Origin of the sequence: Arthrobacter sp. NPDC092385 (assembly GCF_044755105.1) — a bacterium.
In the GTDB taxonomy this organism is placed as follows: Bacteria; Actinomycetota; Actinomycetes; order Actinomycetales; family Micrococcaceae; genus Arthrobacter_D.
In genome coordinates this window covers 192,257-218,100 of record NZ_JBIVQL010000002.1, presented here as the reverse complement: position 1 = coordinate 218,100, position 25,844 = coordinate 192,257, and the positions used below count along the sequence as shown (strand labels likewise).

At 70.3% G+C, this 25,844-nt stretch carries 20 protein-coding genes; 13 read left to right on the top strand and 7 right to left on the bottom strand.

Features of this window, described 5'->3' with window-relative positions; translation table 11 throughout:
• The first annotated feature begins 69 nt into the window (after nt 1-69).
• Nucleotides 70-366 (top strand): co-chaperone GroES, encoded by a 297-nt coding sequence (gene groES, locus ACIQCY_RS04110; protein WP_055768411.1) that lies wholly within the window; start codon nt 70-72, stop codon nt 364-366.
• A gap of 75 nt (nt 367-441) precedes the next feature.
• Nucleotides 442-2,055: a chaperonin GroEL gene (groL, locus tag ACIQCY_RS04105; RefSeq protein WP_400482620.1), complete on the top strand. Its 1,614-nt coding sequence runs from the start codon at nt 442-444 to the stop codon at nt 2,053-2,055.
• Between the two features lie 280 nt (nt 2,056-2,335).
• Here the strand turns inward: groL and ACIQCY_RS04100 are convergent, their stop codons facing one another.
• Complete coding sequence (locus ACIQCY_RS04100; RefSeq protein WP_400482619.1) at nt 2,336-3,970, bottom strand: ribonuclease J; 1,635 nt, start codon at nt 3,968-3,970, stop codon at nt 2,336-2,338.
• Nucleotides 3,971-4,363: 393 nt separating this feature from the next.
• Here ACIQCY_RS04100 and guaB point away from each other — a divergent pair, with 393 nt between their 5' ends.
• From guaB to ACIQCY_RS04085, 3 genes are all read left to right on the top strand, one after another.
• Nucleotides 4,364-5,890, top strand: coding sequence for an IMP dehydrogenase (guaB, locus tag ACIQCY_RS04095; protein ID WP_400482618.1), 1,527 nt, complete (start codon nt 4,364-4,366; stop codon nt 5,888-5,890).
• A 121-nt stretch (nt 5,891-6,011) separates the two neighbouring features.
• On the top strand, nt 6,012-7,841 hold the full coding sequence (locus tag ACIQCY_RS04090; RefSeq protein WP_400482617.1) for an ABC transporter ATP-binding protein: 1,830 nt from the start codon (nt 6,012-6,014) through the stop codon (nt 7,839-7,841).
• A gap of 94 nt (nt 7,842-7,935) precedes the next feature.
• The gene (locus ACIQCY_RS04085; RefSeq protein ID WP_400482616.1) at nt 7,936-8,778 is read left to right on the top strand and encodes a hypothetical protein; all 843 of its coding nucleotides are present in this window, start codon (nt 7,936-7,938) and stop codon (nt 8,776-8,778) included.
• A 77-nt stretch (nt 8,779-8,855) separates the two neighbouring features.
• On the opposite strand, the gene ACIQCY_RS04080 is transcribed toward ACIQCY_RS04085, so the two are convergent.
• The gene (locus tag ACIQCY_RS04080) at nt 8,856-9,686 is read right to left on the bottom strand and encodes a hypothetical protein (protein ID WP_400482615.1); all 831 of its coding nucleotides are present in this window, start codon (nt 9,684-9,686) and stop codon (nt 8,856-8,858) included.
• A 167-nt stretch (nt 9,687-9,853) separates the two neighbouring features.
• Here ACIQCY_RS04080 and ACIQCY_RS04075 point away from each other — a divergent pair, with 167 nt between their 5' ends.
• The 4 genes from ACIQCY_RS04075 to ACIQCY_RS04060 all read left to right on the top strand — a co-directional run bounded on the left by ACIQCY_RS04075 (nt 9,854) and on the right by ACIQCY_RS04060 (nt 13,070).
• Nucleotides 9,854-10,267: a hypothetical protein gene (locus ACIQCY_RS04075; protein ID WP_400482614.1), complete on the top strand. Its 414-nt coding sequence runs from the start codon at nt 9,854-9,856 to the stop codon at nt 10,265-10,267.
• A 541-nt stretch (nt 10,268-10,808) separates the two neighbouring features.
• The gene (locus ACIQCY_RS04070) at nt 10,809-11,303 is read left to right on the top strand and encodes an FBP domain-containing protein (protein ID WP_400482613.1); all 495 of its coding nucleotides are present in this window, start codon (nt 10,809-10,811) and stop codon (nt 11,301-11,303) included.
• Between the two features lie 118 nt (nt 11,304-11,421).
• Nucleotides 11,422-12,561, top strand: coding sequence for a GuaB3 family IMP dehydrogenase-related protein (locus ACIQCY_RS04065; RefSeq protein ID WP_400482612.1), 1,140 nt, complete (start codon nt 11,422-11,424; stop codon nt 12,559-12,561).
• A 17-nt stretch (nt 12,562-12,578) separates the two neighbouring features.
• A complete protein-coding gene (locus tag ACIQCY_RS04060) occupies nt 12,579-13,070 on the top strand; it encodes a PTS sugar transporter subunit IIA (protein WP_400482611.1) in 492 nt (163 codons plus the stop codon).
• A 12-nt stretch (nt 13,071-13,082) separates the two neighbouring features.
• On the opposite strand, the gene ACIQCY_RS04055 is transcribed toward ACIQCY_RS04060, so the two are convergent.
• Nucleotides 13,083-14,828, bottom strand: a complete 1,746-nt coding sequence (locus ACIQCY_RS04055; protein ID WP_400482610.1) for an ABC transporter ATP-binding protein — start codon at nt 14,826-14,828, stop codon at nt 13,083-13,085.
• Complete coding sequence (locus ACIQCY_RS04050; protein ID WP_400482609.1) at nt 14,821-16,542, bottom strand: ABC transporter transmembrane domain-containing protein; 1,722 nt, start codon at nt 16,540-16,542, stop codon at nt 14,821-14,823. Before ACIQCY_RS04050 ends, ACIQCY_RS04055 begins: the two co-directional genes overlap by 8 nt.
• Nucleotides 16,543-16,673: 131 nt before the next feature.
• On the opposite strand from ACIQCY_RS04050, the gene ACIQCY_RS04045 reads away from it, so the two are divergent.
• The 4 genes from ACIQCY_RS04045 (at nt 16,674) to ACIQCY_RS04030 (ending at nt 23,899) form a co-directional block, all read left to right on the top strand.
• Nucleotides 16,674-17,570 (top strand): SURF1 family protein, encoded by an 897-nt coding sequence (locus ACIQCY_RS04045; protein WP_400482608.1) that lies wholly within the window; start codon nt 16,674-16,676, stop codon nt 17,568-17,570.
• Entirely contained in the window at nt 17,545-18,051 is a 507-nt protein-coding gene (locus ACIQCY_RS04040; protein WP_400482607.1) for a DUF3817 domain-containing protein, read from the top strand. The genes ACIQCY_RS04045 and ACIQCY_RS04040 overlap by 26 nt, the downstream gene beginning before the upstream one ends.
• Before the next feature lie 96 nt (nt 18,052-18,147).
• A complete protein-coding gene (gene guaA, locus ACIQCY_RS04035; RefSeq protein ID WP_400482606.1) occupies nt 18,148-19,734 on the top strand; it encodes a glutamine-hydrolyzing GMP synthase in 1,587 nt (528 codons plus the stop codon).
• Nucleotides 19,735-19,825: 91 nt separating this feature from the next.
• Nucleotides 19,826-23,899, top strand: coding sequence for a DUF4011 domain-containing protein (locus tag ACIQCY_RS04030; RefSeq protein WP_400482605.1), 4,074 nt, complete (start codon nt 19,826-19,828; stop codon nt 23,897-23,899).
• Between the two features lie 45 nt (nt 23,900-23,944).
• Here the strand turns inward: ACIQCY_RS04030 and ACIQCY_RS04025 are convergent, their stop codons facing one another.
• From ACIQCY_RS04025 to ACIQCY_RS04015, 3 genes are all read right to left on the bottom strand, one after another.
• The gene (locus ACIQCY_RS04025) at nt 23,945-24,616 is read right to left on the bottom strand and encodes an RcpC/CpaB family pilus assembly protein (RefSeq protein WP_400482604.1); all 672 of its coding nucleotides are present in this window, start codon (nt 24,614-24,616) and stop codon (nt 23,945-23,947) included.
• 87 nt (nt 24,617-24,703) lie between these two features.
• Nucleotides 24,704-25,051, bottom strand: coding sequence for an FmdB family zinc ribbon protein (locus tag ACIQCY_RS04020; RefSeq protein ID WP_400482603.1), 348 nt, complete (start codon nt 25,049-25,051; stop codon nt 24,704-24,706).
• An 86-nt stretch (nt 25,052-25,137) separates the two neighbouring features.
• Nucleotides 25,138-25,788 carry a 5-formyltetrahydrofolate cyclo-ligase gene (locus ACIQCY_RS04015; RefSeq protein WP_400482602.1) on the bottom strand — a complete coding sequence of 217 codons (651 nt, stop codon included), beginning with the start codon at nt 25,786-25,788 and terminating at the stop codon, nt 25,138-25,140.
• Nucleotides 25,789-25,844: the final 56 nt, after the last annotated feature.

Here is a 25,844-nt window from a genome sequence, read left to right as displayed (position 1 = left end):
CGCGACGACGGTTCACGCCCAGCCCGACGGCCTACATTCCATTGGTATCGAACGCAAAGGAGAGCCCGAGTGTCGGTCTCTATTAAGCCTCTTGAGGATCGTATTGTTGTCCGCCCCCTCGAAGCCGAGCAGACCACTGCTTCCGGCCTCGTCATCCCGGACACGGCCAAGGAGAAGCCCCAGGAGGGTGAAGTCGTAGCAGTTGGACCGGGTCGCGTCGACGACAACGGCAACCGCGTCCCCGTCGACGTCGCCGAGGGCGACATCGTCATCTACTCGAAGTACGGCGGAACCGAAGTCAAGCACGGTGGCCAGGAGTACCTGGTGCTCTCCGCCCGCGACGTCCTCGCAGTCGTCGTCAAGTAGTACCCCGATTGGAAGAGCCCCGGCCCGCAGTGGCCGGGGTTTTTCTCGCTGCACAAGCCTGAAAGGAACCAACAAATGGCAAAGCAGTTGGAATTCAACGACGCCGCCCGCCGTGCCCTCGAGGCCGGCGTGGACAAGCTCGCGAACACCGTCAAGGTGACGCTGGGCCCCCGCGGACGCAACGTCGTGCTCGACAAGAAGTGGGGCGCGCCCACCATCACGAACGACGGCGTCACGATCGCCCGTGAGATCGAACTCGACGACCCGTACGAGAACCTCGGCGCCCAGCTGGCCAAGGAAGTCGCCACCAAGACCAACGACGTCGCCGGTGACGGAACCACCACCGCCACCGTCCTGGCGCAGGCCCTGGTCAAGGAAGGCCTCCGCAACGTGGCCGCCGGCGCCGCTCCCGGACAGCTCAAGCACGGCATCGAGGTGTCGGTCGAGGCCGTCGCCAAGCGCCTGCTCGAGAACGCCCGCGAGGTGGTCGGCCAGCAGACCGCCAACGTCGCCTCCATCTCCGCCCAGAGCACCGAGGTCGGTGACCTCCTCGCCGAGGCGTTCGACAAGGTCGGCAAGGATGGTGTGATCACCATCGAGGAGTCCTCCTCCACGCAGACCGAACTCGTCCTCACCGAGGGCATGCAGTTCGACAAGGGCTACCTCTCGCCGTACTTCGTGACCGACGCCGAGCGCCAGGAAGCCGTCCTCGAGGACGCGCTCATCCTCATCAACTCCGGCAAGATCTCCTCGCTGCAGGAGTTCCTGCCGCTGCTCGAGAAGGCCCTCCAGGCCGGCAAGCCGCTGTTCATCATCGCCGAGGACATCGAGGGCGAGGCGCTCTCCACGCTCGTGGTCAACAAGATCCGCGGCACCCTCAACGTCGTCGCCGTCAAGGCTCCCGGCTTCGGTGACCGCCGCAAGGCCATGATGCAGGACATCGCCACCCTCACGGGTGCGCAGGTCGTCTCCCCGGACCTCGGCCTGAAGCTGGACCAGGTGGGCCTCGAGGTGTTGGGATCCGCACGCCGGATCACCGTCACCAAGGACGCCACCACCATCGTCGACGGCACCGGCAGCGAGTCCGACGTCGCCGACCGCGTGGCGCAGATCCGCGCCGAGGTCGAGCGCACCGACTCCGACTGGGACCGCGAGAAGCTCCAGGAGCGCCTCGCGAAGCTCGCCGGCGGGATCGGCGTGATCAAGGTCGGCGCGGCCACCGAGGTCGAGCTCAAGGAGAAGAAGCACCGCATCGAGGACGCCGTGTCCTCGACGCGTGCCGCACTCGAAGAGGGCATCGTGGCCGGTGGCGGTTCCGCACTGGTCCACGCGGGCAAGGCCCTGGACACCGATCCCGATGTCCTGGCACTCGAGGGCGACGCGGCCACCGCCGTCGGCCTCGTCCGCCGCGCCCTCGCCCAGCCGCTGCGCTGGATCGCCGAGAACGCGGGCCACGAGGGCTACGTCGTCGTCGCGAAGGTCTCCGACCTCGAGGACGGCCACGGCTTCAACGCCGCGACCGGCGAGTACGAGAACCTCGTGGACGCAGGCATCATCGACCCGGTGAAGGTGACGCGCTCCGCCCTGCGCAACGCAGCCTCCATCGCGGCGCTGGTGCTCACCACGGAGACCCTCGTGGTCGAGAAGCCCGAGGAGTCCGACGACGAGGGCCACGGCCACTCGCACTAGGACGCCGGGGCTCCGGCCCGCGCGGTTTCCAGCACGCTGAAGCACCCCGGTTCCTCGGAGCCGGGGTGCTTCTGCGTTCCCGGCCGGTCAGCCCCGGGCCGCCGGCCGGACGTCCCACCCAGCGGCACCTTCCGGTGGGAATGTTCGAACATTCCCACCCGAACAGCCTGTCCAGTGGGATGGTCCGCCCGGCCGGCACTCCAGTGCGCCACCGGACGACGGAGCCCCGGCACTCTGCGCGAGTGCCGGGGCTCCGGGTGGTGCTGGGTGAGGCGCTGCCCTACGCGTCGACGACGATGGCCGTGACGACCGGCTGGCGGTTGTAGTACCGGCGCATCCAGTTGGCCGTGGCCCGCTCGATGATGTCCTCCGGATCCTGGCGGCGGCCGCCCTGGCGGTTCGACGCGGAGTCGCGGAGGGCCTTCTCGACGGCGGCACCGGCCTTGTCGAGGTCCTCGTCCGAGCAGGAGAAGCCCTTCGTGAAGAACTCGGGGGCCTCGGCGATGTCGCCGTTGTCGGGGTCGATGATCGCGAGGACGGTGACGACGCCCTCCTCCGCCAGGCGGCGGCGCTCCACGAGGTCCTCCTCCGTGATGCCGCCGACGCTGTCGCCGTCGACGAAGACGAGCCCGGCCTCCACCTTGCCCGAGAGCGTGGCGCGGCCGCGCACGAGGTCGACGGTGACGCCGTCCTGGGCGATGACGACGTTCCGGGGATCGACGCCGGTCGCGACGGCGATCTCCGAGTTGGCGCGCAGGTGGCGCCACTCGCCGTGCACCGGCATGACGTTGCGGGGCTTGACGATGTTGTAGCAGTACGCGAGTTCGCCGGCGCTGGCGTGGCCGGAGACGTGCACCTTCGCGTTGCCCTTGTGGACCACGTTGGCGCCGATCTCGGTGAGGGCGTTGATGATGCCGTAGATGGCGTTCTCGTTGCCCGGGATGAGCGAGCTGGCCAGCAGCACGGTGTCACCCTCGGTGATGCGGATGGCGTGGTCGTTGTTGGCCATGCGCGAGAGGGCGGCCATGGGCTCGCCCTGCGAACCGGTGCAGATCAGGACCACCTTGTGGTCGTCGCTGCGCTCGAGCTTCTTGAAGTCCACGAGCAGTCCCTGCGGGATGTTCAGGTACTTGAGGTCCGCCGCGATGGTCATGTTCCGCACCATCGAGCGGCCCACGAACGCCACCTTGCGGTTGTGGCGGTGCGCCGTGTCGATGATCTGCTGGATGCGGTGGATGTGGCTCGCGAAGCTCGAGACGATGATCCTGCGCGGCGCCGTGCGGAACACCGCGTCGATCGCCGGGCCGAGGTCCTTCTCGGACGTCGTGAAACCGGGGACGTCGGCGTTCGTGGAGTCCGTGAGGAACAGGTCCACGCCCTCGGCGCCGAGGCGCGCGAAGGCGCCGAGGTCCGTGATGCGGCGGTCCAGGGGGAACTGGTCCATCTTGAAGTCGCCCGTGTGCAGCACCATGCCGGCCGCGGTGCGGATGGCGACGGCGAGGGAGTCCGGGATGGAGTGGTTCACCGCGACGAACTCGAGGTCGAACCCGCCCATGGTGCGGCGGTCGCCTTCCTTGACCTGGACGGTCTTCGGCGTGATGCGGTGCTCCTTGAGCTTCGCCTCGATGAAGGCGAGCGTGAGCCGCGAACCGACCAGGGGGATGTCGGCGCGCTCCTTCAGAAGGTACGGGACGGCGCCGATGTGGTCCTCGTGGCCGTGCGTCAGCACGACGGCGACGACGTCGTCGAGGCGGTCCCGGATGTAGGAGAAGTCGGGAAGGATGACGTTGACGCCCGGCTGGTGCTCCTCGGGGAACAGGACACCGCAATCGACGATCAGCAGCTTGCCGTCGAACTCGAAGACGGTCATGTTTCTGCCGATCTCACCGATGCCACCGAGAGCGACGATGCGCATGGCTCCCTTGGCCAGTTCCCGTGGTGCTTTCAGTGCGGCAGGTCGTTTATTCACAGATTAGGTTTCTCTCAGTCGGTGCGGGGAGGCGGGGACGAGGCCGTCAGACGTACGTCGTCGAGGCCGGCGATCCCGGCGTTGCCGTTCAGGTGGTCCCCGGCGTTCCCGGGGAGATACTCCTCCTAGGATACGTGGTTCGGCGGCGTCCCGGCGGATGGGCCCTCGCGGTACGTCGCACCGCGTCCGGACAGGGGCTGAAGGCCGCGCCGCGCCGGTGACGTGAGCGCTGTCACCGGAATAGGGCGCCACCGCGAATAGTTCTAGACTGACAGGGCCCGCCGGCGCATCCGCCGAAGGCCCCTACCCCCACCCGGTGACACCGAAAGAGGCGCAGCAGTGAGCGAGCAGTCCGGCCAGAACGAGACCCACGACCCCTTCGGATTCATCGGCCTGACGTACGACGACGTCCTCCTGCTGCCCGGCCACACCGACGTCATCCCCTCCGAGGCGGACACGTCCTCGCGCATCTCCAAGCGCATCACCGTGAAGACCCCGCTGCTCTCCTCCGCGATGGACACGGTGACCGAATCCCGCATGGCCGTCGCCATGGCACGCCAGGGCGGCCTTGGCGTGATCCACCGCAACCTGTCCATCTCCGACCAGGCGGACCAGGTGGACCGCGTGAAGCGCAGCGAGTCCGGCATGATCACGAACCCGCTGACCATCGGCCCCGGGGCAACACTGCAGGAACTCGACGAGCTGTGCGGCCACTACCGCGTCTCGGGCCTTCCCGTCGTCGACGCGACCGGCCACCTGCTCGGCATCGTCACCAACCGCGACACGCGCTTCGTGCTCGAGCGCGACTTCCCGCGCACGCTGGTCCGCGACGTCATGACGAAGATGCCGCTCGTCACCGGGCACGTGGGCATCAGCGGCGACGACGCCATCAGCCTCCTCGCGACCAACAAGATCGAGAAGCTCCCGCTCGTCGACGACGAAGGGATCCTCCGCGGCCTCATCACCGTCAAGGACTTCACGAAGGCGGAGCAGTACCCGCTCTCCACGAAGGACGACGACGGACGCCTTCGCGTCGGCGCGGCCATCGGCTTCTTCGGCGACGGCTGGGAGCGCGCCATGGCGCTCGTCGAGGCCGGCGTCGACGCGCTCTTCGTCGACACCGCCAACGGACACAGTGCCGGCGTGCTCGAGATGATCTCGCGCCTGAAGGCCGAGAAGTCCGCGGCGCACGTCGACATCATCGGCGGCCAGGCGGCGACCCGCGAGGGCGCCCAGGCCCTGATCGACGCCGGCGCCGACGGCATCAAGGTGGGCGTGGGCCCGGGCTCCATCTGCACCACGCGCGTCGTCGCGGGTGTCGGCGTCCCGCAGGTCACGGCCATCTACGAATCCGCCAAGGCGGCCATCCCCGCCGGCGTCCCCGTGATCGCCGACGGCGGGCTGCAGTACTCGGGCGATATCGGCAAAGCACTCGTGGCCGGCGCCGACACCGTGATGCTCGGGTCCCTCCTGGCAGGATCCGCCGAGGCTCCGGGCGAGCTCATCTTCGTCAACGGCAAGCAGTTCAAGACCTACCGCGGCATGGGCTCGCTCGGAGCCATGCAGACGCGCGGCAAGAACACCTCCTACTCCAAGGACCGCTACTTCCAGGCCGATGTCACCGGTGACGACAAGCTCATCCCCGAGGGCATCGAGGGCCGGGTGGCCTACCGCGGGCCCCTCGCCTCGGTCGCGTACCAGCTGGTCGGAGGACTGCGCCAGACCATGTTCTACACGGGCGCGCGCACCATCCCCGAGCTGAAGGCCAAGGGCAAGTTCGTCCGCATCACGGCGGCCGGCCTCAAGGAGTCCCACCCGCACGACATCCAGATGACGGTCGAGGCACCCAACTACGGCTCCAAGTAACCCGACCGCCGGCATCAGCCCCCTCTCCGAGGGGGCTGATGCCGTATGAGCGGCCTCCCGCAGCCCGAGGGGGCTGATGCCGTGTGAGCGGCCTCCCGCAGCCCGAGGGGGCTGATGCCGTATGAGCGGCCTCCCGCAGCCCGAGGCCGCCGCCCGCCGCAAGCTCCGCCTCGGTCCCTACGCCCGCGCCGTCGGGCAGGTGCTGGTAGTCAGCGCGAAGGCGTCACCGGGCGCCGTCGCCATGAAGGTCGCCGGTTCGCTCATCTCGGCGGTCCTTCCGCTGGTCACCACCTACTTCGCGTCGCTCACGACGACGGCGCTCGCCGCCGCCTACGCGGGGGACCCCGACGCCGGGCGCTCCGCCGTCACCTACGTGATCGTCACGGCCGTCCTCGGGCTGCTCTGGGGCGCCTTCACGAGCGTGGACCGGTACATCCAGCAGGTGCTGAGCTTCCGCGTCGGCGCGATCGTGGGGGACCGCATGTACGAGCGGTTCCTGGCGCTCGAATTCTGGCGGTACGACGACAAGGAGACGGTGGACCTCTACGACCGCGCCCGCCGGTTCTCCGACTCCTACGCGAGGGTGCTCGACCGCATCGCCGCGATCTTCACGCAGCTGGCCTCCGTGGTCCTCGCCATCGGGGCGCTGCTGCTGGTCAGCTGGTGGGTCGCGCTGATCGTGCTCGTCGCGATCATCCCGAGCGTCTACCTGCAGTTCCGGCTCTCGCGGGAGCAGATGGCGCACTGGAACACCCAGGTCGATTCCCGGCGGCAACGGCGCATGATCGAGACAAACCTCATGAAGCCGCAGCACATCGCCGAGATGCGCCTCTACGGGATCGTGGGCTATCTGATGGACCTGCGCTCGAGCCTGCGGGACGCCGACGAGAAGCGGCGGCTCGACTTCCAGAAGCGGTACATCCCCAAACAGCTCCTCGCGGATGCCCTGCAGTACGGGGCCGAGCTGCTCGCACTCGTCTGGATCGTGGGGCAGATCATCGCGCGCGCCCAGCCCGTGGGCCAGTTCCTCTACGTCCAGCAGATCGTGAGCCGCGCGCTGAGCACCGCGAACAACCTCGTGTCCTCCCTCAGCTCCATCGACGAGGACCTCGCGAACCTCAAGGACTACGAGCAGTTCATGGACTTCCCGCTGTCCACCGGCGCGTCCGGCCGGCTCGCCGAGGTGCCGTCCGTCGTCGAACTCCGGGACATCCACTTCACCTACGCGGGGAGCGAGGCGGAGGTGCTGAAGGGCATCTCCATGTCCTTCGAGCGCGGGACGCACGTGGTCATCGTGGGCGAGAATGGCGCGGGGAAGTCGACGCTCATCCGGGTCCTCGCGGGCCTGTACCAGCCCGGCAGGGGAGAGGTGCTGCTCGACGGGCGGAACCTGCGGGAGATCGGGATCGACGACTGGCACCAGCACCTGGCCGTCATGTCGCAGGACTTCCTGCGGTACGAGTTCGCGACGGCCGCCGACAACATCTACTTCGGGGACGTCCACCGGCCGCGCGACGATGGTCGAGTGCGCCGGGCCGCCGCTGACGCCGAGGCGGCGCAGTTCATCGGGAAGATGCCGAACGGCTTCGACAACTACGTCAGCAACTGGATGGAGGACCCGCGGGGGCGGAAGGGCAGCGGCCTCTCGGGAGGGCAGTGGCAGCGCCTGGCGATGGCGCGGAACTTCTACCGGGACGCACCCTTCGTCGTGATGGACGAGCCCACCTCGGCGATCGACGCCCTCGCCGAGCACCGGATCTTCACGCGCCTCTTCGCCGACCGGTCCCGGACTATCATCGCGATCAGCCACCGGCTCGCCACGATCGAGAAGGCGGACATCGTGTACATGCTCGAGGACGGGCGGGTGGTCGAATCCGGCACGCATCGCGAGCTGGTGGCCCTGCGCGGCCGGTACTACCGCATGTTCGAGAGCCAGCTCCCGGAGGGCTGACACGCGGACCACCCCTGCCGGCGTCCGGCACCACAGGGACGGCCCGGGACCTTCGACCCTATGGGTTGCCCGCGGACGGAACGATCGTGGTTGCATGACGGACAGCGCCCGATTCCCGGCCGACACCTCCGACATCGAGGCGATCCTCGCGCGCCGCCACGACAACGGCGCCGACTACTGGGCGACGCCGGACGGCCGGATCAGCAAGGGCAGTCTGTTCACCACCCTCGACTGCGCAGTGATGCTGGCGGAGCTCGGGATGGACCCACGCGGGTCGGTGCTCAGTGAGACCGCAGCGCTGATCTTCAGCTCGCAGCGGAAGGACGGCCGGTTCAGGATCTCGCCGCAGGGCGCGATCTACCCCTGCCACACCATCAACGCAACGCGGGCATTATGTCACCTGGGGCACGCCGCGGACCCCCGGCTCTCTGCGGCTTTCGACCACCTGTGGCAGACCCCTTACGACGACGGCGGCTGGCGGTGCCGGAAGTTCAGCTACGGGCGGGGACCGGAGACGAATGCCTCCAACCCGGGCCCCACGCTTGCCGCCCTCGACGCTTTCCGGCTGGCAGGGGACACCGCCCGCGCCGAGGGGCTCCATGCGGCGGTGGAATTCCTGCTCGCCCACTGGACCACCCGTGCACCGCTCGGTCCATGCCACTTCGGGATCGGCTCGCTGTTCCTGCAGGTCTCCTATCCGTTCGCGAGCTACAACCTCTTCTTCTACGTGCATACGCTCTCGTTCTACGCGACCGCGAGGAAGGATCCACGATTCCTGGAAGAGCTGGCTGCCCTCGAAGCGACCATGGTGGACGGGAGGGTCGTCGTGCAGCGGTCGCACCCGAAGCTCGCCGGGTTGAACTTCTGCCGGCCGGGTGAGCCGAGCACCGCGGCAACGGCCCGGTACCTCGAGATACGACGCAACCTCGACTCCTGACGCCGGCGCGGACCACACGGGCAGGAATGGACGGACAGGGGACGCGGCGGACCGCGGCGCCGTCGGCCTCCGTCCGCCTAGCGCCCGTCGAGAGCCAGCGCCCGGGCGAACTCCTCGAGCTCGTGCCCGGTGGCGGGCTCCGTCAGCGGTGCTCCCGGTTCGTCGCCGAGGGCGAGCCTCACCGTCCCGTCGGTGTTCCGCAGCAGCGTCGCCACGCGCGCTTCCGTGCCGAAGCCGTGATGCTTTGCGCGGACGGAGACCTTCGAGACCGGATCGGTGGACTCGAGGTAGTGCTTCGCGACGTCGAGCGCGAACAGGAGGATCGGCTTGTCCTGCGGCATCGGATTGAACGAGTGCACGCCATGCGTACCGGCGCTCATGATGAAGCTGCCGCCCGCCGACTGGACCGCGAACAGCATGTAGCTGGTCTGCGGCGTGCTCACGGCGACTTCGAGCCAACCGCCGGCCGTCGCCATGATTCCCGCGATCTGCTGGACGGCGCCCTGCAGCACGAGGTTCTCACCCTGCAGGACGGCCTGTTCCCGCACCAGCAGGGTGGCCAGGCCGGCGCGGACCAGGGTCTCCCGCTGCTCGGCCCCGGACAGGCGCAGCACGTCGCGGGTGTAGGCGGCAGGCTCGGTGTCGTTGAACGCGAGCAGGGCGAGGATCTCGTGTTCCGTGAGGGACACCGTGGTCTCGGACATCAGGACCTTTCGAGGGGGCAGTGATGGCAGGCGCGGTGCCTCGGTCTCAGCCGGAGGCCCGGTCCAGGCGTCCTCGGCGGCGTCCTTCGCCGATTCCCCGGCATCACCGAGCGTATCAACAGCAGTCCCTGCGACATCGGTGCACAGTTCCGTCACGGGCCGGCCGCGGCGCGCAGCAGCAAGGCCCGGCCAGGCTTCGTGCACGCCCTTCAGCGGCCGAAGCGCGTGTCGGGCCGGGACACACCGCATCTCGGGCCGCATCAGGATCAAGCGCGTGCACGACGCCGCAGCGGTGCCCCTGGCGCCGCCGCCGATGCCGTGCTCTCATTGCTGCACCAGCGACGCAGCAGGACCGACCGCAGGGAGCCGTCATGACCGACACCGATCTCGTCGTCGCTTTCCCGACCCGGCTCGAGCGCGCGCGCCTGCTCGCCGTCGTGACCCGGTTCGTCGCCGTGCTGACCTGGCTCGGAGCACTCGCGGTGGTCGGCGTCACCGGTAGCGGGACGCTCCTGGTCCTGCTGCTCCTGCCGCTCGCCCTCACTGCCGCTGCGGTATGGGCAGCTCGGGCACAGCCGGCCCACGACCCTGGAACGGGTTCGCGGCCGGATGCCCTCGTCGTCGTTCCGCTGGCCTACGCGGCCGTCCTCGCCTGGATCGGCATCGTGTCCTTCGCCCTCGTGACCATCGCGTCGGTCATCCTCCTCGCCATTCCGCTCGTGGCGACCGGTGCTGCCTGGGCCGCCCACCGTCGTATGAAAGCGCTGCCCCCGAGCACTTCCTGACGGTCCCTGCGATCCGGCGCGAGCGTCCTCGCACGGCACCCGCTTCCGCATCGCGATACTCGGCCAGGCATCCAGCCCTGCCTCCGCCTCATGACGGCGCGCAGCAGCACGGCCCGGCCCGGCTTCGTGCACGCCCTTCAGCGGCCGAAGTGCGTGTCGGGCCGGGACACGCCGCATCTCGGGCCGCATCAGGATCAAGCTTGTGCACGACGCCGCAGCGGTGCCCCGTTCCCACCCCTTTTTGCGCGGACCCGCACGGGTCTGGGAGGATGGGCGCGCACGAAGCGTCGACGAACAAGGATGAATGAGCATGCTGCGGACCTCCGGGGACGGTATGGCCATGGTGAGCGGGGTGGCCGTTCCGGCCTGCTGTGCGCCTCGGCCCCGGCCGGCTTCCCCATGGGCAGTGCACAGCTCCTGCAGCTGAATCTCCTGACCAGCGCTTCGAGGACATTCCCCGCCTGGGTCCGGAGCTTCCGCACGCCCTCTGCCGGCAGAACCGATCATTTCCGATCCTCTTCCACCGCAAAGGCGATTCCCCATGCAACCGATCTCCATCCAGGCCATCCGCTCCTCCTTCATCAACGCCACCCGCTCCGAGACGGCGAAGCTCACCCCGCCGAAGAACCTCGAATCCCTGAACTGGGACGACCTCGACTTCCTGGGCTGGCGGGACGAGAAGATGCCGCTGCGCGGCTACCTCGTGATGCCGACCGCGCGGGGTCTCTCGGGCATCCTCCTCCGGGCACCGGAGGGCGGAGCGCGCAAGAACCGTTCGGTGCTCTGTGAGCTCTGCCGGGACGTGTTCTCCAAGGAGGACGTCCTCCTGTGGGTCGCACGCCACGCGGGCCAGTCCGGCCGTGACGGCAATACCGTCGGCACGCTCATCTGCGCCGACTTCATCTGCTCCGCCAACGTGCGGCGGGAACCGGCCGCCAATGAGATCCATCCGGACCCGGCCGCCGTCGTGCAGCGCCAGGTGGGTGAACTGCGCGAGCGGACCGAGCGGTTCATGGCGCGCGTGCTGCAGCGGTAGCCGCTCCGCCCGATACGGCGCGTGCCCGTCCGCGGACCTGCGGACGGGCGCGTGCGGTGCTGGTCACGGGGCGGAACGTACAGCGGGTCGGATGGCCGCGCTGGGCTAACCTAGAGCAGTGACTTACGAGATCGAGATTGGCCGAGGCAAGCGCGGGCGCAGGGCATATTCGCTGGACGACGTGGCGGTGGTGCCCTCCCGGCGGACCCGCGACCCGCTCGACGTCTCGGTGAACTGGCAGATCGACGCCTACCAGTTCGAGATGCCGGTGGTCGCAGCCCCCATGGACTCGGCGATGTCGCCCGCCACGGCCATCGCCATGGGCCGACTCGGCGGTCTCGGTGTCCTGAACCTCGAAGGGCTCTGGACCCGCTACGAGGATCCGCTGCCGGTCCTCGAGGAGATCGCCGGCCTGGGCACCGAGAACTTCAGCCCTGCGGCCACCCGGCGCATGCAGGAGCTGTACGAAGCGCCCATCCAGGCCGAGCTCATCACGAGCCGCCTCGCCGAGATCCGCGAGGCGGGCGTGACCGTCGCGGGGTCGCTCACGCCCCAGCGAACCCAGCAGTTCTACAAGACGGTCCTCGCGGCCGGCGTCGACATCTTCGTCATCCGCGGCACCACAGTCTCCGCCGAGCACGTGTCGAAGAACGAGCAGCCGCTCGACCTCAAGAAGTTCATCTACGAACTCGACGTCCCCGTGATCGTGGGCGGCGCCGCCGGATACACGCCCGCACTGCACCTCATGCGCACCGGTGCCGCCGGCGTCCTCGTCGGATTCGGCGGAGGCGCGACGACGACGACCCGCCGCGCACTCGGCATCCACTCGCCCCTCGCCTCGGCCATCGCCGACGTCGCGGGCGCGCGCCGCGACTACATGGACGAATCGGGCGGGCGCTACGTGCACGTCATCGCCGACGGCGGCATGGGCGCGAGCGGCGACATCGTCAAGGCCATCGCCATGGGGGCCGACGCCGTCATGCTCGGCTCCGCGCTCGCCCGCGCCGAGGAGGCACCCGGCAAGGGGTGGCACTGGGGCCAGGAAGCGCACCACCACGAACTCCCGCGCGGCGACAGGGTCAACATCGGCACCGTCGGGCCGCTCCGGGAAGTGCTGTGGGGTCCCTCTCACCACACGGACGGAACGTCCAACCTGATCGGCGCCCTGCGCCGGGCGATGGCCACCACCGGCTACTCCGACCTCAAGGAGTTCCAGCGGGTCGAAGTGGTGCTCTCGCCGTACGTCTCCACCGACTGACCTTCGAAAGGCACACCGTGAGCGACCTGTCCCTCGAGTTGCACGACGCCGAACTCACCACCCCGGACCTCGTGATCCTCGAGATGGAGGCGTCCTCCAAGGAGGACGCCGCGGCCCAGCTGGCCGGGCGCCTGCATGCCGCCGGTCGCATCTCGGACCTCCAGGCGTTCCTCGACCAGGTCAACTCCCGCGAGCACCAGATGGCCACCGGACTTCCCGGGGGCGTGGGCCTCCCGCATGCCCGCAGCGAGTACGTGAACCAGACGTCCATCGCCGTCGGTGTCACGCGGTTCGGTCACAGCCTGGACTTCGGTGCCGTCGACGGCCCGGCCACGCTCGTGCTGCTGATGGCCACTCCGGCGCAGTCCTTCTCGGAGCACCTCGAAGTGCTCGCCACGATCGCGCGCAGCCTCTTCAAGGAGAACTTCCGGGAGTCGCTGCGCCGGGCCCACGACGCCGAGGTCATCGCCGAGCTGATCAACTCGTCGCTGGTGTTCTTCGACCACTAGGCGCCGCTGCGCCTACTCGCTCCGCCAGGAATTCCACAGGGACGCGTAGGCGCCGTCCAGGGCCAGCAGCTCCTCGTGCGAGCCCAGTTCGGCGATGCGGCCCTCCTGCACCACGGCCACGCGGTCGGCGTCGTGCGCCGTGTGCAGCCGGTGGGCGATCGCGATGACCGTGCGTCCCTCGAGGACGGCGCTGAGCGACCGCTCCAGGTCCCGGGCCGCCTGCGGGTCGATCAGGGACGTGGCCTCGTCCAGCACCAGGGTGTGCGGATCGGCGAGGATCAGGCGCGCCAGGGCGAGTTCCTGCGCCCGGGCCGGCGTCAGTTCGTACGCTCCCGAGCCGACCTCCGTGTCCATCCCCTCCGGCAGCTGCTTCACCCAGTCGAGCGCGCCGACGCTGCGCAGGGCGTCCTCGATCTCGCCGTCGTCGGCGTCCGCCCGCCCGAGCCGCACGTTGTCGGAGACCGATCCCACGAAGACGTGGTGCTCCTGCGTCACGAGGGCGACCTCGCGCCGCAGGTTGTCGAGCGGCCGGTCCACGAGGGGCACGCCGCCCACGGTGACGGAGCCGGACGTCGGCGGGTGGATGCCGGCGATCAGGCGTCCCAGCGTCGACTTGCCGGCACCGGAGGGCCCGACGACGGCCAGCCGCTCGCCGCGCACCAGCGTGAGGTCGATCCCGTGCAGGACGTTGTGGCCGGGCCGGTACGCATAGGTGGCCGCGGACACCACGATGTCCTCGTTCGCCGGTTCCGCCGTCGTCGCCTCGCGGTCGGGCTCGACGTCCTTGATGCCGATGATCCGCGCCAGCGAGGCCGCGCCGACCTGGATCTCGTCCGTCCACATGATGAGCAGGTCCACCGGATCGATCAGGCGCACGGCGAACAGGGCCACCGCCGCGACGGCGCCCGGCGTGACCACGCCCTGCCCCGCCAGCCACCCGCCCCACAGCAGCACGGCCGCGGCGGGCAGCCAGAAGGCGATGTCGGCCGCGGGGAACAGGACCGAGCGCAGCCACAGCGTGTACCGCTCCGCCTGGTAGCTCCTGCCGAGTGCCGCGTCGAGGTCATCGCGGCGCAGCTCGCCCAGGCTCAGGGCGTCCACCGTGCGCGCACCCTCGATGGTCTCGGTGATCGTCCCGTTCACGACCGCGTACGTCTCCCGTTCACGCATGTACCCGCCGGCACTGCGCTTCAGGTACCACCGGGTCACGGGCCACAGCAGCGGCAGGCCCACGAGCAGCGCCAGGGACAGGACGGGCGAGGTGACGACGGCGGCACCCAGGGTCAGGATGATGGTCACCACCGACACGACGACCTGGGGCACGCCGAAGCGCACGGTGTGGGACACCGCGTCGATGTCGTTCGTCGTGCGGGCCACGAGGTCGCCGGTGCCGGCCTTCTCCACGGTGGAGAGCGGCAGGGCCGTGACGTCCGCCAGGAAGTCCTCGCGCAGTTCGGCGAACACGCGCTCGCCGAACACCATGCCGGAGCGGACCGCGTAGCGCCGCAGCACCGACTGCACCGCGAGGAATCCGAGCATCCCGAGCGAGACGGACGCGACGAAGCCCGCCGTCGTGCCCGCGGACACGGCGTCGATCAGGATGCCGAGCAGCAGGGGCCCGGCGAGCCCGGCGACGGCCGATCCGACGTACAGGGCGATCACGGCACCGAGGCCCCGCCGGTGGTGGCGGATCAGCCTCGAGGCCTCGTTCCGGACCGTCCTCGGCTCGGCGACGGGAAGCCGTGCGGTGCTACTCACTGCGGATCACCACGTTCCGGTAGGCGGTACTGGCGGCCATGAGGTCCTTGTGGCTGCCCTGGGCGGTGACGCGGCCGTCCTCGAGGAACACCACGCGGTCCATGGCCCGCAGCATGAGGGGGCTCGCGGTCACGACGACGGTCGTCAGTCCCTCGTGCCGGCGCGCGCCGGCCAGGCGGGCGGCGATGCGCTGTTCGGTGTGCGCATCGACGGCGCTCGTCGGTTCCACCAGCACGAGGTTCTCCGCCTCCGTCAAGAAGGCGCGTGCGAGGACGAGGCGCTGCCGCTGCCCGCCGGAGAAGCCCCTCCCGCGCTCGGTGACCTCGTGGGCGAGGCCGCCCTCGAGCCCGTCGAGGATGTCCAGCGCACTCGCTGCGTCGAGCGCCGCGAGGATCGCGTCGTCGTCGTGCCTCCCCCGGGGGTCGAGCTGGCTGCGGAGCGGCCCGCTGAAGAGCTGGGGGCTCGCCTCGCTCACGACGATCCGCGCACGGATGTCCGCGAGGTCGACCTGGCGGAGGTCGACGGCGCCCCACCGGACCGTCGCCTCCTCGAGGACGGCGTCCTCGAAGCGGCCCAGGCGCGTGACGGCCGCCGCCGACTCCGCAGGCTCCCGTGAGACGACGGCGGTGAGGAGTCCCGGTTCGACGACGACGCCGGACCTCTCGTCCACGAGGGCCGAACCAGGCGGCGGAGCGGGGACCGGCGCACTGCTCGCGCCGACCTTCGCGTCAACCGACAGCACGGCGATGATCTTCCGGGCACCCACGTGGGCGCGGATGAAGCGTGCCACGGAGTCCGCGGCCGCCCGGATCGGCGTCATCAGGAAGATCGAGAAGCCGTACAGGGCCACGAGCTCTCCGGGCGTGATCCCGCCCGCCAGGACCAGGGACGCGCCCACCCAGGTGAAGACGACACTGAACGCGCCCGCGATGAACACCTGGGACGCCTCGAGGTCCGCGAGGGAGTGTGCCACGCGGATACCGGAGTCACGGGTCGCCGCCGACTTGGCCCGGTACCTGCCCACGAAGATGTGCTCACCGCCGATGCCGCGCAGCACGCGCAGCCCGGCGACGGTGTCCGCGCCGACCGCGGTCATCCTGCCCGACGCCTCCCGCTGCTCGCGCTGCCTCGCCTGCATGGGCCGCACCACGAAGAGGAGGAGCCCGCAGCACACGGGGACTCCGGCGAGCACGACGACGCCGAGGACGGGGGAGGACTGCCAGATGAGGACGGTGACGACGAGCCACGCGGCTGCCGCGCCGGCCAGGCGCGTCAGGACCTCGTACACCTCGCCGAGGCGGAAGGCATCCGAGGCGGCCGTCGAGACGACCTCGCCCGTCGAGAGGGCGGTGGGCAGGGCGTCACCGGTCCTGCTGATGGTGTGTCCCACGAGCCGCACGGATCGGAAGGCAGCCTGCATCCAGTTGCTGACGCCCGCACGATGCGTCGCGGTGTCCGAGACGGCCTGCACGACCATGAGCCCGAGCAGCGCGCCCGCCCAGCCGAGGAGCGCCCGGCCGTCGCCGCCGATGACGCCGTCGTCGATGGCCCGTCCCAGCACGAATGGCATGACGGCCTGGGAGGCCATCCAGATGGTGCCGAGGAGGATCCCCGCGGCGAGCGTCCCCTTCTGCTGCCCGCCGAGCCACAGCAGGTAGCGCGCGGGGGAGCGCAGGTCCGGGGGACCGGTCAGGGCATAGGGAAAGGAGCGCACGAGGACCAATCGTAGACGGCATCCGGAGCAAGTGATAGGGATTTGCCAATCAGTCTTGCGGGCTGCCGGCGCCGGGTGTCGGGCGCCGGCGGCATTAGCTCTTCTACAGCGGCACGAAGTACCGTTGAGGGGTGTTGAAGACCGCGCTCAAGCCCCGATGGATCCTCATGCTGATCCTCGCGATGGCGATCGCCGCGGTCTTCGTGCTCCTCAGCCAGTGGCAGTTCAGCTCGTCCAGGGAAGCGCCGCCGCCCGCGCCCAGCACCACCGAGACCGTCCGGCCGCTGACCGGCGTCCTGGCGCCCCTCACTCCGCTGTACGCGGCCGGCGCCGACCAGATGGTCTCGCTCGACGGCGAGTTCCTGCCCGGCACACGGGTGCTGGTCGGGAACCGGCTGCTCGACGGCGAGGAGGGCTTCTGGGTCGTCCAGGGATTCGCCGTCGACGGCTCGTCCGGGGCGCCGTCGGCCCCTGGCGCCGAGAACGCCGCCATCCCCGTCGTCCTCGGCTGGGTGCCGGACGCGGGCAGGGCCGCATCCGTGGCGGAGCAGGAGGGGCCCGCGGCCGTCGTCGGACGCCTCCTGCCGCCGGAAGCGCCGGAGGTGGAACTGCCCGTCGAGGGGCAGGTCCCCACGCTGTCCACCGCCGAGCTCTCGAACCGCTGGGACGTGGCGTCCTACGCGGCCTTCGTGGTGGCCTCCGAGGTGACGGCCGACGGCGCGGACGTGCCCTTCGCCGCCGATATGGAGAAGGTGGTCGTCGGCCCGCAGCCGCAGGAGACGCCGATTAACTGGCTGAACATCTTCTACGCCATCGAGTGGGTCGTCTTCGCCGGCTTCGCCTTCTTCCTGTGGTGGCGCCTCGTCGCGGACGACCACCGCCGCACGCTCGAGGACGACGCCGACGAGGCCGCGGCCGCAGAGGAAGCGCGGGCCGGGGACGCCGGCCCGCACTCCGGCGGGCTCGCCGCCGTCGTTCCGCCCACCCGTTCCGTCCCCGATCATGAAAGCGGTGCCCACCGTGACTGAACCAGCCCTCGACCCTTCCGCAGGAACCGGACGCACGCCGGCCCGGGGAAAGCCGAAACGGCGGTTCGGCGGCACGCACGCGCAGATCCGCTCGGCACTGAAGTTCTACAAGGTGCTCGCCTACGCGACCGGTGTGATGCTTCTGCTCGTGGTGGTCGAGATGGTCGCGAAGTACGGCTACGGCTCGGAGATCATCGCAGGTGGCGGGGCGCCCATCCAGCTCCTGCCCGAGGTGGTCGCGGAGACGGCCGGGGGCTTCAACCTCTCGACCGCCGTGCTGATCGTGCACGGCTGGCTCTACGTGGTCTACCTCATCGCCGATTTCCGGCTCTGGCAGTTCCTGCGCTGGCCCTTCGGGCGGTTCATCCTGATCGCGCTCGGCGGCGTGGTGCCCCTGCTCTCCTTCTTCGTCGAGAAGCGCATCCACCGGCAGGCGGAAGAGGACCTCGCTGCGCACCCCGAAGCGGCGCCGAGGTACTGAACGCGGCACGCGAACACGGGTTCGCTCCCGCGCGGACCGCTTCGGACAGGGCCCGCTGATGTGCGGGTCCCGGTACGCGCAGACTATTGTTGATGGGTGACTACCCCCGAGAACGGCTCTGAACACCGCCCTGTCCTCGTCGTGGACTACGGCGCACAGTACGCCCAGCTGATCGCGCGCCGCGTCCGCGAGGCCGACGTCTACTCCGAGATCGTGCCCCACACCCTCAGCACGCAGGAGATCCTCGCGAAGAACCCTGCCGCGATCATCCTCTCGGGCGGTCCCTCCAGCGTCTACGCGGACGGCGCGCCCCGGGTCGAGGCGGACCTGTTCGAGGCCGGCGTGCCCGTGCTCGGCATCTGCTACGGCTTCCAGGCCATGGCGAACGCGCTCGGCGGTACCGTCGCCAAGACCGGCCTGCGGGAGTACGGGGCCACGGACGTGCGCTCCGACGGCGTATCCCGCTCCATCCTCAGCGGCACCCCGGAACAGCAGAACGCCTGGATGAGCCACGGTGACAGCGTCCAGGCCGCACCCGAGGGCTTCGACGTGCTCGCCAGCACCGCGGGCGCGCCCGTCGCCGCCTTCGCGAACGAGGAGAAGGGCCTCTACGGCGTGCAGTGGCACCCGGAGGTCAAGCATTCCCAGCACGGCCAGGCGGTCATCGAGAACTTCCTCTTCCGGGGAGCCCGGATCGATCCGAACTGGACCACACGCAACATCCTCGAGGAGCAGGTGGGGCGCATCCGCGAGCAGATCGGCGATTCGCGCGTCATCTGCGGGCTGTCCGGCGGCGTCGACTCCGCCGTCGCCGCAGCGCTCGTGCAGCGTGCGGTCGGTGACCAGCTCACGTGCGTCTTCGTGGACCACGGACTGCTGCGCGAGGGCGAGGCCGAGCAGGTGGAACGCGATTTCGTCGCCGCCACCGGCGTGAAGCTCTACGTCGCCAACGAGCAGAAGCGCTTCCTGGACGCGCTCGCCGGCGTCTCGGACCCCGAGACCAAGCGGAAGATCATCGGCCGTGAATTCATCCGGGCCTTCGAGGAGGCCGAACGCGCCATCATGCGCGAGGCGGCGGCCGAGGGCGAGCCCATCCGGTTCCTCGTGCAGGGGACCCTCTACCCGGACGTCGTCGAATCCGGCGGGGGAGAGGGTGCCGCCAACATCAAGAGCCACCACAACGTGGGAGGCCTGCCCGAGGACCTGCAGTTCGAGCTCGTCGAGCCGCTCCGTACCCTCTTCAAGGACGAGGTGCGCGCCGTCGGTGCCCAGCTCGGCCTGCCCGCGGAGATCGTGGGACGCCAGCCGTTCCCGGGTCCGGGGCTCGGTATCCGGATCGTCGGAGCGGTCACGGAGGAGCGGCTCGAGCTGCTGCGCAAGGCCGACGCCATCGCCCGCGCGGAGCTCACGGCGGCCGGACTCGACAACGAGGTCTGGCAGATGCCCGTGGTGCTCCTCGCCGATGTCCGCAGCGTCGGGGTCCAGGGTGACGGGCGTACCTACGGGCACCCGATCGTCCTGCGTCCGGTGTCCAGCGAGGACGCCATGACCGCCGACTGGTCGCGCCTGCCGTACGACCTGCTCGCGCGCATCTCGAACCGGATCACCAACGAGGTGGACGGCGTCAACCGCGTGGTGCTCGACGTGACGAGCAAGCCGCCGGGAACCATCGAATGGGAGTAGGCGGACACGAGCGGGCCTGAAGCCGCTCGTGTCTGCCCGGGCCGCGTTGCTATCCGCGGGGTCCGTTCGCTTTTCGGATAGCTTGGAAGACATGCCAATCTGGTCGAGATCAGCACGTGACAATGCAGGGAAGAAGGCGGCCGTGCCGGAGCAGGACCAGCAGGATGCGGCAGGGACGCCGGCGGAACCGTCGCAGGTGGACCGGCAGGGAGCCGGGCCGCAGCAGCAGCGCCCGGGCCAGGCCGCCGAGACGACGTCCGCCCAGGACTTCCTCGTGCCCTGGCTCGAGGGCCTCGGCTCGCAGGCCAGCGGGGACACGCTCCTCCACTTCCGGCCGTCCGCCGGTACGAGCATCGACCTGACCCATGCCCACCCGTCGGGCCTCGCGCAGCTCCTCGCCGGGCGCCGCACGCGCCTGTCGACCCTCCTGCGGGATCCCGTGCAGTACAGCGCCGCCAAGGCCGCCGCGCGCGCCCTGCGGGCGAAGATCTTCGAGCTCGGCACCGAGCGCGGCATCGACGTCGGCTACCTCGCCGCGGGCACGGCCTCCTGGCGGTCCGTGGACGACACCGGACGCTCCGAGACCCTCAACGCCCCGGTGCTCCTCACCGCGGTGTCCCTGACTGTGCACGCCTCGCAGGACGACTACGAGCTGCAGATCACCGAGCAGGCGCGGATGAATCCGGCGCTCGTCCGCCACCTGCGGAACCAGCAGGGGCTGACCGTGGACCCTGCCAGCATCGCGCGCCTGGCCTACGGCACCGCGCGCTTCGATCCCCACCCCGTGCTCGAACGCATGCGGGCCCTCAGCGAAGGTGTGCGGGGCATGTCGGTGGAACACCGGATCCTGGTGTCGACCTTCGCCGACCTCGCCGGCGTCAAGGGCGATCCGGCGCTTCATCCCGAGCATCCGGTGCTGGCTGCCCTCCTGGCCTCGGCCCGGGGGGACTCCGAGGCCGCCTCGGCCCTCGCAGGGACCGCCGACGGTCTCTCCTTCCCGCCGGCCGACGAGCGGGATCCGGCCGACGACCTGCTCATCCTCGACGCGGACCGGGCGCAGCAGGAGGTGCTCGACCTCGTCTCCGCGGGTATCAGCGTCGCGGTCGCGACGCCTCCCGGCACCGGGCAGACCCAGACCGCGCTGAATGTCGCCGCGAAGGCTGCGGCAGACGGCAGGCGCGTGCTCGTCGCTGCCGAGCGTCGCGGCAGCCTCAACGAGTTCGTGCAGGACCTCGACGGACTCGACCTCGGTTCGCTCGTGCTCCAGCTCGGAAGCCAGACGGGCCCCGCGCAACTGCGCGAAGCGGTCATCCGGGCACTCGTCCGCAACGAGAAGGCCACCGAGCCCCAGCTCGGGACGCTGCACGAGACCCTGACCGGGCACAGGCACCAGCTCATGGAGCATGTGCGCAGCCTGCACAACATCCGCAGCCGGTGGGGGTGCTCGCCCTACCAGGCCATGCAGTCCCTTGCGGGGCTCACCGCCCTGGACCCGGCGCCATCCACCACGGTCCGGCTGAAGCGCAGCGTGCTCGACTCGGTCGCCGACCGCTCGGAACTCACCGAGCGGCTCCGGCGGGCGGCGGAGCTGGGCAGCTTCAGCAAGGCCTCGACCGAGAGCCCCTGGTACGGCGCGCAGCTGCTCAACCGCAAGGAGACCGAGCACGCGCACGGCCTCGCCGAGGAGCTCGCCACCGGGATCCCCGAGCTGCGGGGCAAGGTGCAGCACGTCGCCGAGCACTCGCACATCACCCTCGGAGCGACCTTCCGGGAGTGGGGCGAGCAGCTCCAGCTCCTCGTCGCGGTGCGGGCAAGCCTGGACAAGTTCACCCCCGACATCTTCGACCGCCCCGTGACGGACCTCATCTCCGCCACGGCGCCGTCCTCCTGGCGCAAGGAACGCGACATCGAGATGAGCTCGATGACGCGGTCCAGGCTGCGGCGCGTGGCCAAGGAGTACATCCGCCCCGGAGTGCACATCTCGGATCTGCACACGTCCCTCCTCGAGGTCCAGCAGCAGCGCACGCTGTGGACGCGCTACGCGCTCACCGAACGCCACCCGTCCGTCGCGACGGGCCTGGCCGAGATCCACGCGTCCTACCGCGCGGTCGAGGCCCGGCTGGCGGAACTGACCACCATCCTCCGGCCCACCGCCGGCCACCCGGACCTCGCGTCCCTCGACCTGGACGGCCTCGAAGCACTCCTGCGTGACCTCGCCGCGGACAAGGCGACCCTGGAGACGCTGCCCGAGCGCACCCTGCTGCTCGACGAGATGCGCGAGCAGGGCCTGGGCGAGCTGCTCGCCGACCTGGCGCTGCGTGAGGTGCCGGCCGAGCGGGTCGGACCGGAACTCGAACTCGCCTGGTGGCAGTCGGCCCTCGAGGCGATGATCACCGGGGACGACTACCTCGCCATGTCCGACGGCGACAGCCTGCGGAAGCTCGAGGCGGAATTCCGCCTGGCGGACAACGCGCACATCGCGTCCGGGCCGGCGCGGATCCGCTGGACCCTGGGTGAACGGTGGCGCAATGCCGTCGCCTCCCACGCGGAGGACGCGGCGCGCCTCCGGCAGGAGCTCAAGGACGACACGCTGACCCTCGAGGTCTTCGCAGGCCTCCACCAGGACCTCGTGGCCGCCCTCCTGCCCATCTGGGCCGTGAGCCCCCTGACCATCCGGGGTGCCGTCCCGGAGGGGCACACGTTCGACACCGCCGTGGTGCTGGACGGCGAGTCGATGTCGCTGCAGAGTGCCGTGCCGTGCATCGCGCGTTCCGCGCAGGTGGTCGTGTTCGGCGACGACCGCCTGGCCGGCCCGACCCGCTTCAGCATCGAGGTGCAGTCGGCGGACCGCGCCTCCACCCTCGAGCCGCTGCCCAGTGCGTTCGATTCCCTGCGCGACATCCTGCCCGTCCGCGGCCTCACCCAGATCTACCGCGGCGTCGACCGGAGCCTGGACACCTACCTCAGCGAGTCCTTCTACGACGGCAAGCTCTCCCGCCTGCCGCAGGCCTCCGAGGTCACCGGGGAGGGCCGCGGACTCGTGGTCGAGTACCTCCCGAACGGCACCGGGATGCCGAGTTCGGAGCACGAGGGCGTCGAGAGCGTCGCCGTTGAGGTGAAGCGGGTGGTCGAGCTGGTCTTCGACCACATCCGCCACCGCCCGAGCTTCTCTCTGGCCGTCGTGACCGCCAGCGCCCGGCATGCCGCCCGCGTCGGCGAGGCCATCCGGCTGCAGATGGCCGAGTTCCCGTGGGCTGCGGACTTCTTCACGCCCGGCAGGGAGGCGTTCCGCGTGGTCCCCGTCGAACGGGCGGGGGGCTTGGTCCGCGACGACATCATCTTCTCGCTGGGATACGGGAGGACTCCGCACGGGCGCGCGCTGCATTCCTTCGGTCCGCTCTCCGGACCCGACGGGCGACGCAACTTCGTGATGGCGATGACGCGTGCGCGGCGACTCCAGCACGTCCTGACCTGCTTCGAACCGTCGGACCTCGACCCTGACCGTCTCACCGCGGGTGCCCTCGATTTCTTCGAGCTGCTGCAGCGTGAACTCGGCGCGGACACGGGCGGTGCTCCGGCGGTGTCCGGCGGCAACGAGGACCCCCTGGTCGCGGATCTCGTGGACCGGCTGCGGTACCGCGGGGCGGAGGTATGGGACCACTACGCCGGTGTCCTCGACATCGTGGCCGTGCGGCCCGCCGATCTGCGCGCGGACGGGGGCGCCGCCGCCGTCAGGGACGAGCGACCCGCTCCGCTGGCGATCGAGTCGGACGGCACCGGCCGCTACGGCGCCATGTCGGTGCGGGAACGGAGCAGGCTCCGCCCGCAGGTCCTGGAGCGGATGGGGTGGCGCTACATGCCGCTGTGGACCATCGAGGTCTTCACCGATCCGGACGGGTGCGCCGAACGGGCCTCCGCGTTGATCGGGCTGCCGCCGCGCGAGACCGCCGACCAGCCGAGGACACGAAAGGACGCAGCCAGGATGCGCAAGGACGAGCAGCACCCGGGCCGAGGGACCAACGTGGGGCGCGACTCCTCCGAGGATGCCGAAGCGAGGCCGGTGGTCCCGAAGACCGCGGGAGAGGACGATCCGCGGTCCTGGGGCGACGCCGAGGGAGACCACGACGAGTGGCTCAGGGAGCAGCGGCCCCCGCACTGGGGCTGACGCCGTCGGCGCCGCGCTGGCCCGTGCGGGCATCGTCCTGACCGCTCAGGGTGCCGTGGTCAGGACGAGGTGCACGTCCCCCGAGCTGGAGGATCCGGCAAGCGCCGCGGCGGTGTCGGCTCCCGCTGCGACCACCACGAGCCCGCCGTCGTCCTGGGCTCCGGGCCAGGTGCCGCCGGTGCCGCCGGGAGCTGTCCAGAGGACGGCGACGGAGCGCGCCAGGACCGTCGATTCGGCCTCGACGTCGTACCCGTTGCCGGTGCTGAGGATGACGTCCACGAGCTGGCCGGGGGCGAGGAGCTGGACCGTGGCGGGGTCGGCGGGCCGAAGCGGGACCGCGACCGTGCCGGGTTCGGTCCCGGTGAGCAGTCCGTCCCCGACGAGCGCGGTCGCCTGCACGAGGGAACCCTGGGAGAGGGGAGCGGCCAACTGCTGGCCCACCACCTGCCGCGGCTGCTCGAAGACACTCCCGGTCACGGCCTGCTCGGGAAGCTGGATGATCGCGACGTCGGGCTCCGTCAGGACCGTCCCCACGGCGAGGTCGGCGGCGGCGACGACCACCGGCGTCGTCGGGTAGTCGGTGCCCGTTGCCGCCTCGACGGCCACGCCCGCGGCGGCACTGAGCAGCAGGCAGGCGAGGAGCCGCCTGCGCCGGTGTACCAGCCGGCGGAGGCGGTAGCGGAGCGGGGTTCCCTGGGGACGGCCGGTCGGGTTCATGGACCGACCCTAGGCAGGGCGACCCGGCCACCGTCCGGAAGGCCGTGCTATGTGGACATCAGGCGCGGCGGCGGACGAGCGGCAGCCTCAGGACGCCGCGGCGGACCCGCCGGTCGTCGCGGACGCCGTGCTCCCCGTCGACGAGGCGGAGGAGCCCGAGGATGCCGCTGCTGCCGAGCCGGCCGTGGCCGAGCCCGAGGAGTCGGAGGACGATGCCGACACGCTCGACGATGAGCCGGCGTCCGTGCTCGTCGTCGTCGCCCGGGAATCGTTGCGGTAGAAGCCGGAGCCCTTGAACACGACACCGACGCTGTTGAACTTCTTCCGCAGCCCGCCGCCGCACTCCGGGCAGACGGCCAGCGAGTCGTCCGAGAACGACTGCTGGATGTCGAAGGCGTGGCCGCAGTCCTTGCAGGCATAGGCGTACATGGGCATGGAAATCCTCCTGGACAGAACGTCATGGGCCCCGGATGGCTCTTCCGGGCGACTGCTCTTGGCACTCTCCGGGGTCGAGTGCCAGTCTACACGGGGCGGGCGTCCGCTCCGAAGCGCACCAGACCGTCCGGCGTGAAGGCTCCGGCGAGCGGCTGGTCGTAGGATTCGGCCGGAATGGTGCCCGCGGGCAGGACCTCGGACCGGTATACGACGCCCAGCCGAGGTATCGCTCCCGGCGCGTCCATCGGAAGGTGGGCGAGGAAGCGGTCGTAGTAACCCCCACCCTGGCCGATGCGATGCCCTGATCGATCGATGCCCAGGGCGGGCACGAGGATGAGTCCGACGTCCGGCACCTCGTCGAAGGGGCGTCGAGGCCCGGTCGGCTCCTCCACGGGAGCACGCACGGAGCGCTGCAGGGCGACGCCGGGGTGCCAGGTGGCCCAGGACAGCTGGTAGGCGGGCTCGCAGACGGGCACGACGACGCCGAACCCGAGCCGGTGCAGGTCCTCGAGCAGCGGGACGGTCTCGGGTTCCGGTGCGACGCCGAGGTACGCGGCGACCGTCGGACGTCGCCCTGCCGTGCCCTGGCGGGAGGGGAGGCCGGTGAGGTACTCCACCACCGCGTGGCCGAGTGCCTCCGACTGGCGCTGCCGGTCTGCCGGATCCAGTGCGGCCCGCGCGGTACGCAGCGCCTCGCGCAGGCGGTCCTTGTCCGTATCACGAGGAGAACGAGTCATTCCACCATTGTGCGCATCACCCCGGGAGTTCCGCGCCCGTTATGTAGTGTGGTGGT

Bases quoted from the DNA above. Each gene is read 5' to 3' on its own strand.
- groL (WP_400482620.1), top strand. From the start codon at position 442: ATGGCAAAGCAGTTGGAATTCAACGACGCCGCCCGCCGTGCCCTCGAG.
- ACIQCY_RS04100 (WP_400482619.1), bottom strand. From the start codon at position 3,970: ATGCGCATCGTCGCTCTCGGTGGCATCGGTGAGATCGGCAGAAACATG.
- ACIQCY_RS04090 (WP_400482617.1), top strand. From the start codon at position 6,012: ATGAGCGGCCTCCCGCAGCCCGAGGCCGCCGCCCGCCGCAAGCTCCGC.
- ACIQCY_RS04085 (WP_400482616.1), top strand. From the start codon at position 7,936: ATGACGGACAGCGCCCGATTCCCGGCCGACACCTCCGACATCGAGGCG.
- ACIQCY_RS04075 (WP_400482614.1), top strand. From the start codon at position 9,854: ATGACCGACACCGATCTCGTCGTCGCTTTCCCGACCCGGCTCGAGCGC.
- ACIQCY_RS04070 (WP_400482613.1), top strand. From the start codon at position 10,809: ATGCAACCGATCTCCATCCAGGCCATCCGCTCCTCCTTCATCAACGCC.
- ACIQCY_RS04040 (WP_400482607.1), top strand. From the start codon at position 17,545: ATGAAAGCGGTGCCCACCGTGACTGAACCAGCCCTCGACCCTTCCGCA.
- ACIQCY_RS04030 (WP_400482605.1), top strand. From the start codon at position 19,826: ATGCCAATCTGGTCGAGATCAGCACGTGACAATGCAGGGAAGAAGGCG.
- ACIQCY_RS04025 (WP_400482604.1), bottom strand. From the start codon at position 24,616: ATGAACCCGACCGGCCGTCCCCAGGGAACCCCGCTCCGCTACCGCCTC.
- ACIQCY_RS04020 (WP_400482603.1), bottom strand. From the start codon at position 25,051: ATGCCCATGTACGCCTATGCCTGCAAGGACTGCGGCCACGCCTTCGAC.
- ACIQCY_RS04015 (WP_400482602.1), bottom strand. From the start codon at position 25,788: ATGACTCGTTCTCCTCGTGATACGGACAAGGACCGCCTGCGCGAGGCG.